The organism is Actinomadura napierensis, assembly GCF_039529375.1.
In the GTDB taxonomy this organism is placed as follows: Bacteria; Actinomycetota; Actinomycetes; order Streptosporangiales; family Streptosporangiaceae; genus Spirillospora; species Spirillospora napierensis.
In genome coordinates this window covers 55,501-69,716 of record NZ_BAAAMR010000028.1, presented here as the reverse complement: position 1 = coordinate 69,716, position 14,216 = coordinate 55,501, and the positions used below count along the sequence as shown (strand labels likewise).

The 14,216-nt window shown below is 74.1% G+C and carries 5 protein-coding genes; 3 read left to right on the top strand and 2 right to left on the bottom strand.

What is annotated here, in order from left to right; translation table 11 throughout:
- Positions 1–362 precede the first annotated feature (362 nt).
- Positions 363–1,394 carry a sulfotransferase family protein gene (locus ABD296_RS17880; RefSeq protein ID WP_344267904.1) on the bottom strand — a complete coding sequence of 344 codons (1,032 nt, stop codon included), beginning with the start codon at positions 1,392–1,394 and terminating at the stop codon, positions 363–365.
- Positions 1,395–1,884: 490 nt separating this feature from the next.
- On the opposite strand from ABD296_RS17880, the gene ABD296_RS17875 reads away from it, so the two are divergent.
- From ABD296_RS17875 to ABD296_RS17865, 3 genes are all read left to right on the top strand, one after another.
- The gene (locus tag ABD296_RS17875) at positions 1,885–2,697 is read left to right on the top strand and encodes a hypothetical protein (RefSeq protein ID WP_344267902.1); all 813 of its coding nucleotides are present in this window, start codon (positions 1,885–1,887) and stop codon (positions 2,695–2,697) included.
- Between the two features lie 50 nt (positions 2,698–2,747).
- A complete protein-coding gene (locus tag ABD296_RS17870; RefSeq protein WP_344267900.1) occupies positions 2,748–4,769 on the top strand; it encodes a flotillin family protein in 2,022 nt (673 codons plus the stop codon).
- Between the two features lie 94 nt (positions 4,770–4,863).
- Positions 4,864–9,672, top strand: coding sequence for a DNA repair ATPase (locus tag ABD296_RS17865; protein WP_344267898.1), 4,809 nt, complete (start codon positions 4,864–4,866; stop codon positions 9,670–9,672).
- Positions 9,673–9,703: 31 nt separating this feature from the next.
- Here ABD296_RS17865 and ABD296_RS17860 read toward each other — a convergent pair whose 3' ends face one another.
- On the bottom strand, positions 9,704–14,215 hold the full coding sequence (locus ABD296_RS17860) for an nSTAND1 domain-containing NTPase (protein WP_344267896.1): 4,512 nt from the start codon (positions 14,213–14,215) through the stop codon (positions 9,704–9,706).
- Between the last annotated feature and the right edge of the window lies 1 nt (position 14,216).

Here is a 14,216-nt window from a genome sequence, read left to right as displayed (position 1 = left end):
TTGTGGACCAAACCCCGATGGCGCTCCAAGCTTGAGCACATGGCACGGTACAGGCATATGTTCGGCGTGTCACACAGCGGCTGTGAACTATCGGCCACGAGCATGTCACTTTTCCGTAAATTAAGTCAGCCGACCGGTAAAACGGAACCCTGATACCGGGGGGTAACAAGTTCCGTAAGGGGCCCATGACACCACCGTCATGCGGGTGCCGCCACGGCCGTCCCACCGGGCCGCCCGCCCCCCGCCCGCCGCCCCACGGCACGCCACCTGCACCGTTCCCCACGACCGCGCGCCCGCCACGGCACCGCGCCCCGCCCCGGACGGGCACGTTCCATGAGAATTTCGGACAACCGCCCTAGTGATCACTGATCGGGCGATACGGGAATGATCTCCACATCGCTGGCGGGACCGGTCAACAATGAACCGACGGGGTTGGGCTCGGTCCGGCGCTCCATCCGCTCGCGGACCGCCTGCGCGTGCTGCTTCCGCCAGCGGTGCACCGCCGTCCGCCGGAACCGCGCGAGGTGCGCCGCGTCCGGGCGCGCCCGGCCCGACAGCGCGTACCCGTGCCGCCGGAGGCGGCCCGCCAGGACGTGCTCGACCAGATCGGCCTCCCAGCCCTGCATCCGCTCCGCCCAGGCGCCGACGTTCCGCGAGTTGACGGCCTCGTGCGTCCGCAGGTGCCACTTGCGCTCCAGCGGGACCGTCCGGCGCGCGTGGTGGTGCGGCTCGGCCATCGCCTCGTCGTACTCCTCCCCGAGGAACCCGCAGAGGGCGGCCAGGGCCCGCTCCGGGTCGTCGACGAGGTCCTCGTAGCGCATCTCGTGGTAGGTGCCGGGGCCGAGCCGCCGCGCGAGCCGGCTCCCGGTGTCGACCGACTCCCGCCAGGTGAGCGCGGCCGAGTGGACGTCCCCGTCGTACCAGGGCATGCGGGCGAGCGAGCTGACCGCGTCGCGCCCGTCCCGGACCAGGTGGACGAACTGCGCGTCCGGGAACATCCGCAGCAGCATCGGAACCTTGCGGAAGTAGCTCGGCCGCTTGTCGCCCCACCGCGGCCTGCCGTGCTCGCGCGCGTAGCGGCGGAACACGGCCGCCAGCGCCGAGCCGAGCGTCGGCGGGCCCTGCACGATGTCGTCGACCACCGCGCCGGCGTCCAGCCCGAGGACCGCGAACTTCGTCCCCTCGCCGGTGGTGATCCACTCGCCGAGGGCCCGCCGGTTCTCCGCCCGCCGCAGGTCGCCGAAGCCGTGCCGCCGCGCGTAGGCGACGTGCACGAACCTGGTCTCGGACGGCACCGCCAGGCGGCGGTGCGAGTGCAGCATCTGCTGCAGCAGCGTCGTGCCGGAGCGCGGGCAGCCGAGGACGAAGACGGGCCGGTGGGGCTGGGTGGTCATGGCGGGTGAAAGTACGGCCGCCACCTGAATCCAGCCTCAGCCGAACCTCACGGTTCGCTGAAAGTGTCCGGCCGGTCGCCATGCGCGATGGACACATCATTACATACGCGTCCGGGCCCGGCGTCTCAACAAAAGACTTCCATGCCCCCGGAAACTGCGGTAAAGTAACCCCCGGTGTGCCGGGAAGTCTGGTCGGCGAGACAGGATAGGTCTCCGATCAGGAGGGTCATATGACTCCCCGGCATTTTTCTATGGCACCGCCTCCGGCGCCGCGACGATCGCCGCGCCGCACCCCGCCTCCTGCCCTCAGCGGCTCCCGGCTCCGCGCCGGCCTGACCGCCGCGACCTGGGCGGACTCCTTCCCGGACACATGACGGGCCGCATTCGGCGAGCCCGCCGAATGCGGAAGCGCATTTCCTTTCCTAACCGGTGACCGCATTCGGGCGGGCCGGGCCGTTAATGACGCCTCCAGGCGGGAGCGTGCACGCGAATGGATGAATTCGTCGACACCGCGCTCGGCTTCCCGACGGCGCTTTTCAGCTTCTCTCTGGTGGTGGTCGCCGCGTACTGGACGCTCGTCCTGCTCGGCGGCCTGGGGCACTTCCACGCCGGCACCGATGGCCATACGGGGGCCGGTGCCGGCGCGGGAGGCCACGTCCACGGAGGCGGCCATTTCCATGGCGGCGAGCATGCGGGCGGGCAGGTATACGGGCACGAGGGCGCGGGTTTCCACGACGGCGGCCACGACGCCGCCCACGGGGACGGGGCGTCCCGTGAGGACGGCCACGGGTCCGGCGGGCCGCTCGCCGCGATCGGCCTCGGCGGCGTGCCCGCCACCATCACGCTCTCGCTGCTCATCGCCCTGGCCTGGTTCGCGAGCCTGGCCGGATCGGTGCTGGCCGGCGGCGGCACGCCGGCCGCGCCGCTCGCGCTCGCCCTGCTGGCCGCGGCGCTCGCGGCGGCGTGGCTCGGGACGCGGCTCGCCGTCGTCCCGCTGCGCCGGGTGTTCCGCGCGGAGCCGGCGGCGTCGCTGCGCGACTTCGTCGGCCGCACCTGCGTCGTCCGCACCGGCCGGGTCGGCGTGGACTTCGGCCAGGCCGAGGTCACCGCCGACGACGGGTCGTCCGCCATCGTGCAGGTCCGCAGGCACGTGATGGACGTCCCGCCGGACGGCTCCCCCGGCTTCCCCGGCTTCCCCGGCGCGCCCGGGGTGCTCGCCGCCGGCAGCACCGCGCTCATCTTCGACTTCGATCCGGACGGCCAGTTCTTCTGGGTCATGCCCTACGACGACCCGGCCCTCTGATCCCCCGCATCCCCGCACTCCCACATCCCCTCCAGTAGACAGGGATCCCGATGGACGCCATCACGATCGGAGCGGGCGTGCTGATCGCGCTCGTGCTCCTCATCGCGCTCGGCATGGCCCTGATGACGACCCGGCTGTTCCGCAAGGTCGACCAGGGCAGCGCACTGATCATCTCCAAGCTGAAGAAGGTCGACGTCACCTTCACCGGCGCCGTCGTGCTGCCCGTCCTGCACAAGGCCGAGCCGATGGACATCTCGGTGAAGACGATCGAGATCGAGCGGACCGGCCGGGACGGGCTGATCTGCCGGGACAACATCCGCGCCGACATCCGCATCACGTTCTTCGTCCGGGTGAACAAGACCGTCGAGGACGTGATCAAGGTGGCGCAGGCGATCGGCACCGACCGCGCCAGCCACCAGGACACGCTGCAGGCGCTGTTCGCCGCGAAGTTCTCCGAGGCCCTCAAGACCGTCGGCAAGCACCTGGACTTCACCGACCTCTACACCCGCCGGCACGAGTTCCGCGACCACATCATCGAGCTCATCGGCACCGACCTGAACGGCTACAGCCTGGAGGACGCGGCGATCGACTACCTGGAGCAGACGCCGCTGCTGTCGCTGGACGAGTCCAACATCCTGGACGCGCAGGGCATCCGGAAGATCACCGAGCTGACCGCGATCGAGCACGTCCGGACCAACGAGTACACCCGCAACGAGGAGAAGGAGATCACCCGGCAGAACGTGGAGGCGCGCGAGGCGATCCTGGAGCTGGAGCGCCGCCAGGCGGACGCGGAGCTGCGGCAGCAGCGCGAGGTGGAGACCGTCCGGGCGCGCGAGAAGGCGGAGATCGAGCGGGTCCAGGCCGAGGAGCGGCTGCGCGCGCGGACCGCCGACATCCGCACCGACGAGCAGCTCGGCGTGCAGCAGGAGAACCGCAACCGCGAGGTGGCGGTGGCCGCGAAGAACAAGGAGCGGGTCATCGCGGTCGAGACCGAGCGGATCGAGAAGGACCGCCTGCTGGAGGTCATCGCCCGCGAGCGCGAGACGGAGCTGACCCGCATCGCGGCGAACAAGGAGATCGAGGCGGAGAAGCGGGACATCGCCGACGTGGTGCGCGAGCGCATCGCGGTGGAGCGGACCGTCGCCGAGCAGGAGGAGGCCATCAAGCGGGTGCGGGTGGTCGAGGAGGCCGAGCGGACCCGCCAGGCGGTGATCATCCAGGCCGAGGCGGAGGCGCAGGAGAGCCTGGTCAAGGACATCAAGGCGGCGGAGGCGGCGGAGGCCGCCGCGCAGCACCGCGCCCGCGAGCAGCTGACGATGGCCGAGTCGCGGCGGCAGGCGTCCGAGATGGACGCGCAGGCCAAGGTCCGGCTTGCCGAGGGCATCCGCGCCGAGGCGGCGGCGGAGGGCCTCGCGGAGGTCGAGGTCCGGGAGCGGGACGCGGCGGCGATCGAGAAGGTCGGCCGCGCGGAGGCGGCGGTCGCCGAGCGGAAGGCGCTGGCCGAGGCGTCCCGGATCCGGGAGGCGCTGAAGGCCGAGGCGGAGGGGCTGACCGACAAGGCGGCGGCGATGGCGGCGCTGGACGACGCGACGCGCCAGCACGAGGAGTACCGGCTGCGGCTGCAGGCGGAGAAGGACGTCCGGCTCGCCGGCATCGAGGTGCAGCGGCAGGTCGCCGAGGCGCAGGCCACGGTGCTCGCGGCGGGGCTGGAGCACGCCGACATCGACATCGTCGGCGGCGACAGCGCGTTCTTCGACAAGCTCGTCGGGTCGATCGCGCTCGGCAAGGGCGTGGACCGGTTCGTGGAGAACTCGCAGGTCGCGCAGGCGCTGGGCGGTTCGTGGCTGGACGGGACCGGCTCGTTCGGCGGCGACCTGACCCGGATGCTGACCTCGGTGGGCACCGGGGGCGTCCGGGACCTCACCCTCGCGGCGCTGCTGTCGCGGCTCGCCGCGTCCGGCGGCCCGAACGCACCGGCGATCAACGACCTCCTCGACACCGCCGAGCGCCTCGGCGTCGCGGACGCGCCGCTGACCGCCGCGAACGGCACCCCGCTGGCCCCGGCGACCTGACGTCGACTTGCGGCGTGTCGTCGTTATGCGGCGCCGCATAACGACGACACGCCGCAAGTGAACGAGTGTTCATGATGGAGAGCGGAGGGGACGCGTGAGCGGGCTCGACCAGGGGACGTACGAGGTGCTGCGGGCGCGGCTCGCGGAGCGGGCCGCGGAGACGGCGCGGCGGGCGGAGGCGCTGAACGCCCGCCGGCTGGAGGTGTTCGGCGGCGCCGAGCTGCGGCTGACCGGCACCGAGCAGGTCCGCACGGAGCGGGCGGGCGTGCCCCGCGACGTGGTCGCGCTCGGCGCGGTGATGCTGCTCGGCTGCAACGCGCCGGTCGCGGCGGGCGAGACGGCGGTCGAGGACGTGTTCTCGCTGCACCGGTTCGCGGACGGCGGCGGATTCGGGCCGGCGGGGCCGGACGCGGTGCCGGGACTGCTGGACGACCCGCGCTTCCGCCGCGACTTCGCCGGCATGTTCCGGTACTACCGGCAGGCGCGGCTGCTCCAGCTGCGGCTGGTGGACGGGCGGCTCCTCGCGGTGTTCCAGACCGGCCCGCAGCTGTCGGACGTGCGCGTCCTGCGCTGGCGGACGGCACCGGACGGCACCGTCGCCTACGAGGACAACCAGGGCGAGCGCGACCACGCGTTCCCGCCCGCGCACGATGTCGAGTGGATCGAGACGACCCGCGACGACCACGTCCGGGGACGGCACCCGCACATCTCGGTCGAGGGCGAGGTGTTCGTCGCCACGGTCGGCGGGTCGCTGACCGTCAAGATCGAGAACGACACCGGCACCGGCGGCGGCGTGTTCCGCGAGCCCGTGGACGAGCCGCTGCAGGCCCTCGCGGACGCCGACGTCCGGTACGCGCGGGTCGGCGCGCTGATCCTGCTGCGGATCCGGCCGTACAACGAGCCGGCGTGGCGGCATCTGGTGTTCAACGTCCGGACGAAGGAGGTCGTGCGGCTCGACGGGATCGAGCAGGCGTGCCGGCGGCTGCCCGACGACCACGGGATCGTCTTCCCGGGCGGCTACTGCCTGGACACCGGTGTGGTGAAGACGTTCGACACCGACGTCGCCGGGCTGGAGTACGAGCGGGTCGTCCGCTCCCCCAACGGCGAGGACGTCCTGTACGTGTTCCACTCGCGGGCGGACGGGCGGTCGCTGCTGCTGCCGTACAACGTGATCCGCAAGCGGGTCGCGGCGCCGATCACCTGCCACGGGTACTCGCTGTTCGGGGACGGGACGCTCGTGGTGCTGCGGGCGCTGTCCGCCGAGCCGGTCCGGGCGCACCCGATGCAGGTGTGGGCGACGCCGTTCGCGTCGGAGGAGCACGCCGCCGCGCAGCCCGTCGGCACGGGCCCGCTGGAGCGGGTCGGCAACGCCGACCTGGTCCGGGGCATCTCCGAGTGCCTGTCGATCACCCGGATGGTGGACGAGATGTCGCCGTCCGCGCGGGTGTTCGAGGCGCTGATCGCGGCGTGCACCCGCGCGTCCGACCTGTTCCACTGGCTCGCCGACGAGGAGCTGGGCGACCTCGCCGCGCCGCTCGCGGAGGTCCGCGCGACGGCCGGGCAGGTGCTGGACGAGTACGAGAAGGTCCGCGCGCTGACGGAGCAGGCGGCGGCCGCCGTGGACGAGGCCGGCGAGCAGGTCACCGCGCTGGTTCGGCGGGTGGGCACGGAGGCGCCCGCGACGGCGGACGGCTGGATCGCGCAGCTCGCCGAGATGCGCCGTGCGCTCGGCCGCCTCGAAACGCTCCGCGACCTGCGTTACGCCGACACCGCGCGCATCGACGAGCTGTCGGCCACGGTCGAGACGGAGCTGCACGGCCTCGGCGAACGCTCCGTCCGCTTCCTTCAGGAGGAGGACGCGTTCACCGGCTACCACGCCGAGGTGGAGCGCATCGCCGAGGCCGCCGGCGCCATCGCGACGGCCGCCGACGCGGTGCCGCTCGCCGATCTGCTCGACGCGCAGAACGAGGGCCTGGAGGTCGTCACCGAGGTCGTCGGCGACCTCGACATCACCGACGCGACCGCCCGCACCGCGATCCTGGAGCGCGTCGGCGAGGTCCTCGGCGGGCTCAACCGGGCCCGCGCCGTCCTGGACAACCGGCGCCGCGACCTGCTCGAACACGAGGGGCGCGCCGCGTTCGCCGCCGAGCTCGCGCTGCTCGACCAGGCCGTCGCGGGCGCGGTGTCCGGCGCGACCACCCCGGAGCGCTGCGACGAGCAGCTCGGCCGTTTGCTGCTGCGGCTGGAGACGCTGCAGGCGCGCTTCGCCGAGCTGGAGGAGTTCGTCTCCGAGCTGGAGACCAAGCGCACCGAGCTGTACGAGGCGTTCTCGTCCCGCAAGCAGACGCTGCTGGACGAGCGGACGCGCCGCGCCGCCCGGCTCGCCGAGTCCGCCGACCGGATCGTCACCGGGGTGCGGCGGCGGGCCGCGACGCTGGCCTCGCCCGACGAGGTCAACGCCTACTTCGCCACCGACGCGATGGTGGCCCGGCTCCGCGCGATCGCCGGCGAGCTGCGGGACCTCGGCGACGACGTCCGCGCCGAGGAGCTGGACGGGCGGGTGAAGGCGGCCCGGCAGGAGGCGGCGCGGGCGCTGCGCGACCGGCTCGACCTGTACGGCGACGGCGGCGCGACGATCCGGCTCGGCCGGCATCGGTTCGCGGTGAACACCCGCCCGATCGAGCTGACGCTCGTCCCGCACGACGGCGGGCTCGCGTTCACGATCACCGGGACCGGCTACCGTGCACCGGTCCGCGACGAGGCGTTCGCCGCGACCCGGGAGCTGTGGAGCCAAACCCTCGTCTCGGAGACACCGGAGACGTACCGCGCCGAGTACCTCGCCACGTCGGTCCTCGCGTCCCGCCCGGCGGCCGAACTGCGGGACGCCGACCTGCTGCGGGTGGTGCGGGAGGCGGCGGCCGACCGCTACGACGAGGGCTACGAGCGGGGCGTCCACGACCACGACGCCGCCCGCATCCTGGACGTGCTGCTAAGCCTGTACGCCGACGCGGGCCTGCTGCGCTACCCGTCCGCCGCCCGCGCCGCAGCCCAGCTGTTCTGGACGCACGGCCCCGACGCGTCCGCCCGCACCACCTGGACGACCCGCGCCCGCTCCCTGGTCCGGGCCCGCCGCGCCTTCGGCCCCGCGGGCGCGCTGGCCGACCTGACCGCCGAGCTGGCGGCGTCCGTCGAGGACTTCGCCGCGCGCGCCGGCCTGCCCGCGCCGGACGGCCGGCTGACCGCCGAGTACCTGGTCGAGGAGCTGACCACCGCGCCGGACGGCTTCGTCACCAGCACCGGCGCCCGCGAGCTGCTGAAGTCGTTCGGCCCGCACCTGCCCGGCCTGGAGGAGGACCTGCGCGCCCTCGGCGGCGACCTCGCCGCGCGCCACCAGCTCGCCGCGGCCTGGCTCGGCTCGCACCTCGCCGCCGACCCGGCCGCCGATCCGGCCGACCTGCCCGAGGCCGTCGCGACCCTGCTCTGCCCGTCCGCCCGCTACGACTCGCCCTCCGCGCTGACCGCCACCGTCGACGACCTGCTCGGCGCCCACCCCCGCATCACCGACCGCCGCCTGGACCTGCGCCTGGACGACATCCTCGCCCGCACGCACCGGTTCCGGACCGAGCGCGTCCCCGCGTTCCGCGCCTACCAGCGCAAGCGCAACGACCTCGTCGCCGCCGAGTCCCGGCGCCTCGGCCTCGCCGGCCTGAAGCCCCGGACGATGAGCGCGTTCGTCCGCAACCGCCTCGTCGACGAGGTCTACCTCCCGCTCATCGGCGACAACCTCGCCAAGCAGCTCGGCGCCACCGGCGACGGCAGGCGCACCGACCAGATGGGCCTGCTCCTGCTCGTCTCGCCGCCCGGCTACGGCAAGACCACCCTGATGGAGTACGTCGCCGACCGCCTCGGCCTCGCCCTCGTCAAGATCGACGGACCGGCGCTCGGGCACGACGTCACCTCCCTCGACCCGGCGAAGGCCCCCAACGCCACCGCCGCCCGCGAGGTCGAGAAGATCGACTTCGCCTTCGAGATGGGCGACAACGTCCTGCTCTACCTGGACGACGTGCAGCACACCTCGCCGGAGTTCCTGCAGAAGTTCATCCCGCTCTGCGACGCCCAGCGCCGGATCGAGGGCGCCGCCCGCGCGTACGACCTGCGCGGCAAGCGCTTCGCCGTCTGCATGGCCGGCAACCCCTACACCGAGTCGGGCCGACGCTTCCAGATCCCCGACATGCTCGCCAACCGCGCCGACGTGTGGAACCTCGGCGACGTCCTGTCCGGCAAGGACGAGCTGTTCGCGCTCAGCTACATCGAGAACGCGCTGACGTCCAACCCGGTGCTCGCGCCGCTCACCGGCCGCGACCGCGGCGACGTCGAGCTCCTCGTCCGGCTGGCGTCCGGGGACCGGGGCGTCCGCCCGGACCGCCTCTCCCACCCCTACTCGCAGGCGGAACTCGACCAGGTCCTGTCCGTCATGGCCAAGCTCCGGCACGTCCAGCGGGTCGTCCTGACGGTGAACCGCGCCTACATCGCCTCGGCCGCGCAGGACGACGCGTCCCGCACCGAGCCGCCGTTCCGCCTCCAGGGCTCCTACCGCGACATGAACAAACTGGCCGAGCGCATCCTCCCGGTCATGAACGCCGACGAACTCGAGACCCTCATCGACGACCACTACCGGGCCGAAGCGCAGACGCTCACCACCGGCGCCGAGGCCAACCTGCTGAAACTCGCCGAACTCCGCGGCGTCCTCACCCCGGAGCAGCAGGCCCGCTGGACGCAGATCAAGGCCGCGTACGTCCGCGACCGGACCCTCGCCGGGCACCAGGACGACCCGTCCGTGGGCGCCCTCCTCCACGTCGCCGACCAGCTCGCCGCGATGGAGAAGACCCTCCGCACCCGCTGACCACGCGCCTTCGGCACCGGCGGGCCGGGGCTCACACGGCGAGGTCCGCGACGCGCCGCCGCAGCGCCGCGTGGACGTCCCGGGGACTGGTCGGCCAGATCCGCACGGCGCCGTCCTCGCAGCCGCTGACCAGCCGGTCCCCGTCGGGGCTGAACGCCACCGCCCAGACCGCCCCGGGATGCGGGTAGGTGACGAGAAGGTCGGCTCCGTCCGCGAAGTTCCACAGCCGGACGGCCCCGTCGCGGCTGCCCGTGGCGAGGTGGGTGCGGGCCGGGCTGAACCGCGCCGCGTGGGACTCGCCGGTGGCGAGCTTGCGGATCATCCGCTCGTCGTGGACGTCCCACAGACGGGCGGTCCCGTCGCCGCTCGACGTCAGCAGGAACCGTCCGCTGCGGCTCCAGTCGACCGCGTGCAGCGGCGCGGTGTGCGCGGAGAGCCGGGCCGGTTCGCCGTCCGAGCCGGGGCGCCACAGGCGTGCGTCCGTCTGCCAGTCGGCCACGGCGACCTGCTCGCCGGTCGGGCTCCACGCCGCGTCCTCGACGAGCTGCCGGCCCGCAAGGCGGGCACGCTCCCGCAGGTCGTCGGTCGACCACACGACCGCGGAGCCGTCGTGGGACGTGGATACCAGCAGCTGCCCGTCCGGACTCCACCGCACCGCCGTGACGCGGTCGCGGTGCCCCTGCACGGACACCTCCAGCGCGAGCGTGCCGGCGTCGCGGATGGCCACCATGCCGTCCAGGCCGCCGATGGCCAGGGCGCGGCCGCCCGGGCTCCAGGCGACGGCGGCGGCGTCGGAGAGCAGCTCGACCGGGGCGTCCTCGCCGGCGGCGTCCCAGATCCGCACCAGGCCGTCCTGCCCGGCGGAGGCGATGCGGCGCCCGCCGGGCTCCCAGGCGACGTCGAGCACGCGGCCGCCGTGCCGGCCGGCGACCACCGGCACGAATCCGCCCTCGACGCCGGCGACGCGGGCGGTGGCGTCCTCGCTGCCGGACAGCAGCAGGCGGCCGTCGGGGCTCCACGCCACGCCCGACGCCCAGCCGACGTGCCCGGGGAGCGTGTCGACGGTCTGCCCGAGATCGAAGTCGAGGACCCGCACCGTGCCGTCCTCCCCGCACACGGCCGCTCGCCGCCCGGCCGGCGACCAGGCCACGCCGTAGAGCGGCGTGGCCGAGACCGGCCAGCGGCGCGTCAGCGTGAACCGTTCGCCGTCCCACAGGCAGACGCCGCCGTCCTCACCGGCGGTCAGGATCTCCGATCCGTCACCGCTCCAGGCGACCGCGGGCACCGGCCCGTCGTGCGCCCGCAACGTCGAGACGCGTTCGCCGCCGTCCACCTCCCAGACCGCGGCCGTGTGGTCATAGCTCCCGGTGCAGATCCGGTCGCCGGCCGGGTGCCACTCGGCCGAGCGCACCCAGTCGGTATGGCCTTCCAGCACGCGGACGGTCGCGCCGGAGGCGGCGTCCCAGATCCGGGCGGTGCGGTCCGGGCTGCCGGTCGCCACCAGCCGGCCGTCGGGGCTCCACCGCACCGACGACACCCACTCAGTGTGGCCGTGCAGCGTGCCGAGCGCCCGCCTGCCCTCGACGTCCCAGACCCGGGCGGTCCCGTCCCATCCGCCGCTGACCAGCCGGGCGCCGGAACCGTCGAAGTCGAGGGAGGTGACGCTGTCCTGGCCGGCCTCGATCACCGCCAGCAGCCGCCCCCGGACGGCGTCCCACAGCCGGATCGTGCGGTCGTAGCCGGCGGTGGCGGCGCGCCGCCCGTCGGGATGCCAGGCCACCGCCGAGAGCCGGTCGGAATGCCCCCGCAGGATCCGGCGGATCTTCGCCTCGCTGAACACCCTGAACATGGCCCGCTGCACGAGCGGGATGTCCCCGCCGTCGTCCGCGGCCTGCAACGCGAGCCCGAGCGCCGTCTCCGGCGCGGCCTCGAGCTCGAAGACGGCCTGCCCGGCGCGCGCGAGGGTCCGGTCGGACTGCTCGCGCGCCGCCGCGGTGTCCTGCGCGACCCGGCTGGAGGTCAGGAAGACGTCCTCCAGGCGGCTCAGCAGCCCGTGGTTGCGGGTGGCCCAGTCGCCCGCCGCGGCCAGGCGGAGCCCCCGGTACAGGTAGCTGTCCTCGCGCCCGTGGTCGTCCCACTCCTGCGCGGCCTCGGTGAGCAGCCGGTGCGTCCGCAGGTCCGCCGCGTCCTGCTGGAGCCAGTCGGCGAGCGTCGCCCAGTTGTCGATCAGCGCCTCGTGCACGATCTCCACGGAGCCGCGGTCGGCGGCGACCAGCCGGGCGTCGCGGTGCGACAGCCTGACGATCACCTGCTCGACCTCCCGGGCGTCGGCGGCCACGAGGTCGAGCTCGTGCCGGGCGACGCGCCGCCGCGTGTAGGTGCCGTCGCGGACCGCGACGAGCCGGAGGAACATGAGCCGGGCGAGTTCCCGCTGGCGGTCGTCGAGCGAGGCGTAGGTGTCGTCGGCGAGCCGGTTCAGCGCTCCGCCGATCCCGCCGACGGCGTCGTAGTCGGCATGGGTGAGCCAGACGCCGCGGCGGCGGCGCCACAGCGCCGCGAGCGCGGTCTGCAGCAGCGGGAGCGCGCCGGGACGCCCGCGCATCTCCGCCAGCACGCGGTCGACGAGGCCGCGCTCGAACAGCGCGCCCACGTGCTGCGCCGGCATCAGCATCGCCTCGCGCAGCGACGGCTCGTCCAGCGGCCCGAGCAGCAGCTGGCCCGCCGCGAGCAGCTCGCGCAGCTCGGCGAAGGCCAGGCAGTGCTGGACGAAGTCGGCGCGCAGGGTGACGACCACCCGGATCTCGCCGGCGAGGACCTCGGCCGCCCGGTGCAGGCTCTGCACGAAGCGCAGCTGCGGGTCGACGTCCCCGCGGTGCCTCGGCTTGAGGGTGAACAGCTCCTCGAACTGGTCGACGATGAGCAGCAGCCGGTCGGTCCGGTCGTCGGCGGCGACGAGATCGTGGACGAGCTTGGCGAGCTCGTCCGGGTCGCTCAGCATCCGCCGTTCGAGCTCGGCGGCGGTGCCGGGGGCGGTGCCCGCTCCTCCCGCGCCCATGAGTTCGGCGAGCCGGGTGGCCACCGCGCGCACCGGCCACGGTCCGGGGACGATGGCGGCCACCCGCGTCCGCGGCCCCGCCCGGGGTACCAGCCCCGCCATCACCAGCGACGACTTGCCGGAGCCGGAGGCGCCGACGACCGCGGTGAACGGCGAGCGCCGCACCTGCTCGGCGAGCGCCGCGGTCTCCTCCGAGCGGCCGAAGAACAGCGGCGCCTCGCCGGCGGTGAAGGCCCGCAGGCTCGGGAACGGCGCGGGCTCGTCGGGCAGGGTCGTCCGCGGCCGCGGTGGCGCGAAGCCCTCGACGGTGGAGACCAGCTCGGTGGCCGTGGCCGGCTCGGACGGCCCGGCGCGCAGGTCGACGGCGAGTTGCCGTGACAGGAACGCGGGCAGCAGCCCCGTGGAGGCGCCGGGCAGCAGGACCGGTACGACGCGCAGGTTGCTGCGGCGACGGGTGGCGTATTCGACGGCGGCCTGGATGCCGGCGGCCCGGCGGGAGGTGACGCCGGCCGGTCCGACGAGGACGGCGACCGTCTCCGTCCGGTCCAGCGCGGCCCCGATCGGGTCGGAGGCCGCCGCGTCGCCGTCCGGGGCGTCGGAGACCGCCGCGTCGCCGAGCGGTCTGATGCTGTGCCGCAGCAGCATCCGCGCGACCAGTTCGGCGGAGGCGTCGTCGCCGTCCTCGTAGGAGAGGAAGACCGTCCGCGACGGCGGGGGCGGCGACTGCTGCGCGGCCGCCGCGTCGAGGGGCTCGCCGAGGACGTCGACGAGCAGGTCGGCCTTCGCCGGAAGGCCGGTCAGCTCCCGCAACCGGTCGAGCCGCTCGAGATCGAGCGCCGCGAGCCAGCCGTCGACCCGGGTCGCGGTGAGCACCCCGAGGCCGTCGGAGCGGTGGTGGCGGGAGATCAGCCCGATGAGCACGCCGCGGGCGAACACGGCGGCTCCGGACATGCCCTCCCAGGGGGAGGCGTCCGGGTCCGGGTCGCGCTCCGGCGGGTCGACCCGGATCTCCAGCGTGCCTTCGCGCCGATGCGACAGCGCCGCGATGGTGCCCCGGACGTGGCTCGAATCGCGGAACCAGCCGCCGGCGCGGTACCGCAGCTTGTGTCTCGGGAAGCCGACGGCGGAGCAGGACAGCACGGTGTCGATGTCGTCGACCCAGCCGAAGCGGACCGGGTCCGGCGGGCCCGCGGACGGGTCCGCCGGCGGCCAGTGCCCTTCGAGGACCGCGACGTCGACGCCCTCGTCGGACCAGGCGACCGTCGCCGCGCCGCCGACCTGGTCCTTCCGGTCGGGGTCGAAGAGGACCTCCACCTGCGCGGCCCCGGCGACGACGTGGGCGGCGGTGAGGACCACCGTCTCCGATATCCGGTACCCGGATCCGCGCCACGCGGACCCGTCCTCCAGGGCCACGATGATCATGGCCGCCCGGTGCGGGTCGAGCCGGTGCCCGGGAGCCCGCTCCGGACGCCGGCTCGTCGGGGGCATG

What these genes read in the sequence shown, in the direction of transcription:
- ABD296_RS17880 (WP_344267904.1), bottom strand. Translation starts at nt 1,394, where the DNA reads ATGACCACCCAGCCCCACCGGCCCGTCTTCGTCCTCGGCTGCCCGCGC.
- ABD296_RS17875 (WP_344267902.1), top strand. Translation starts at nt 1,885, where the DNA reads ATGGATGAATTCGTCGACACCGCGCTCGGCTTCCCGACGGCGCTTTTC.
- ABD296_RS17870 (WP_344267900.1), top strand. Translation starts at nt 2,748, where the DNA reads ATGGACGCCATCACGATCGGAGCGGGCGTGCTGATCGCGCTCGTGCTC.
- ABD296_RS17860 (WP_344267896.1), bottom strand. Translation starts at nt 14,215, where the DNA reads ATGCCCCCGACGAGCCGGCGTCCGGAGCGGGCTCCCGGGCACCGGCTC.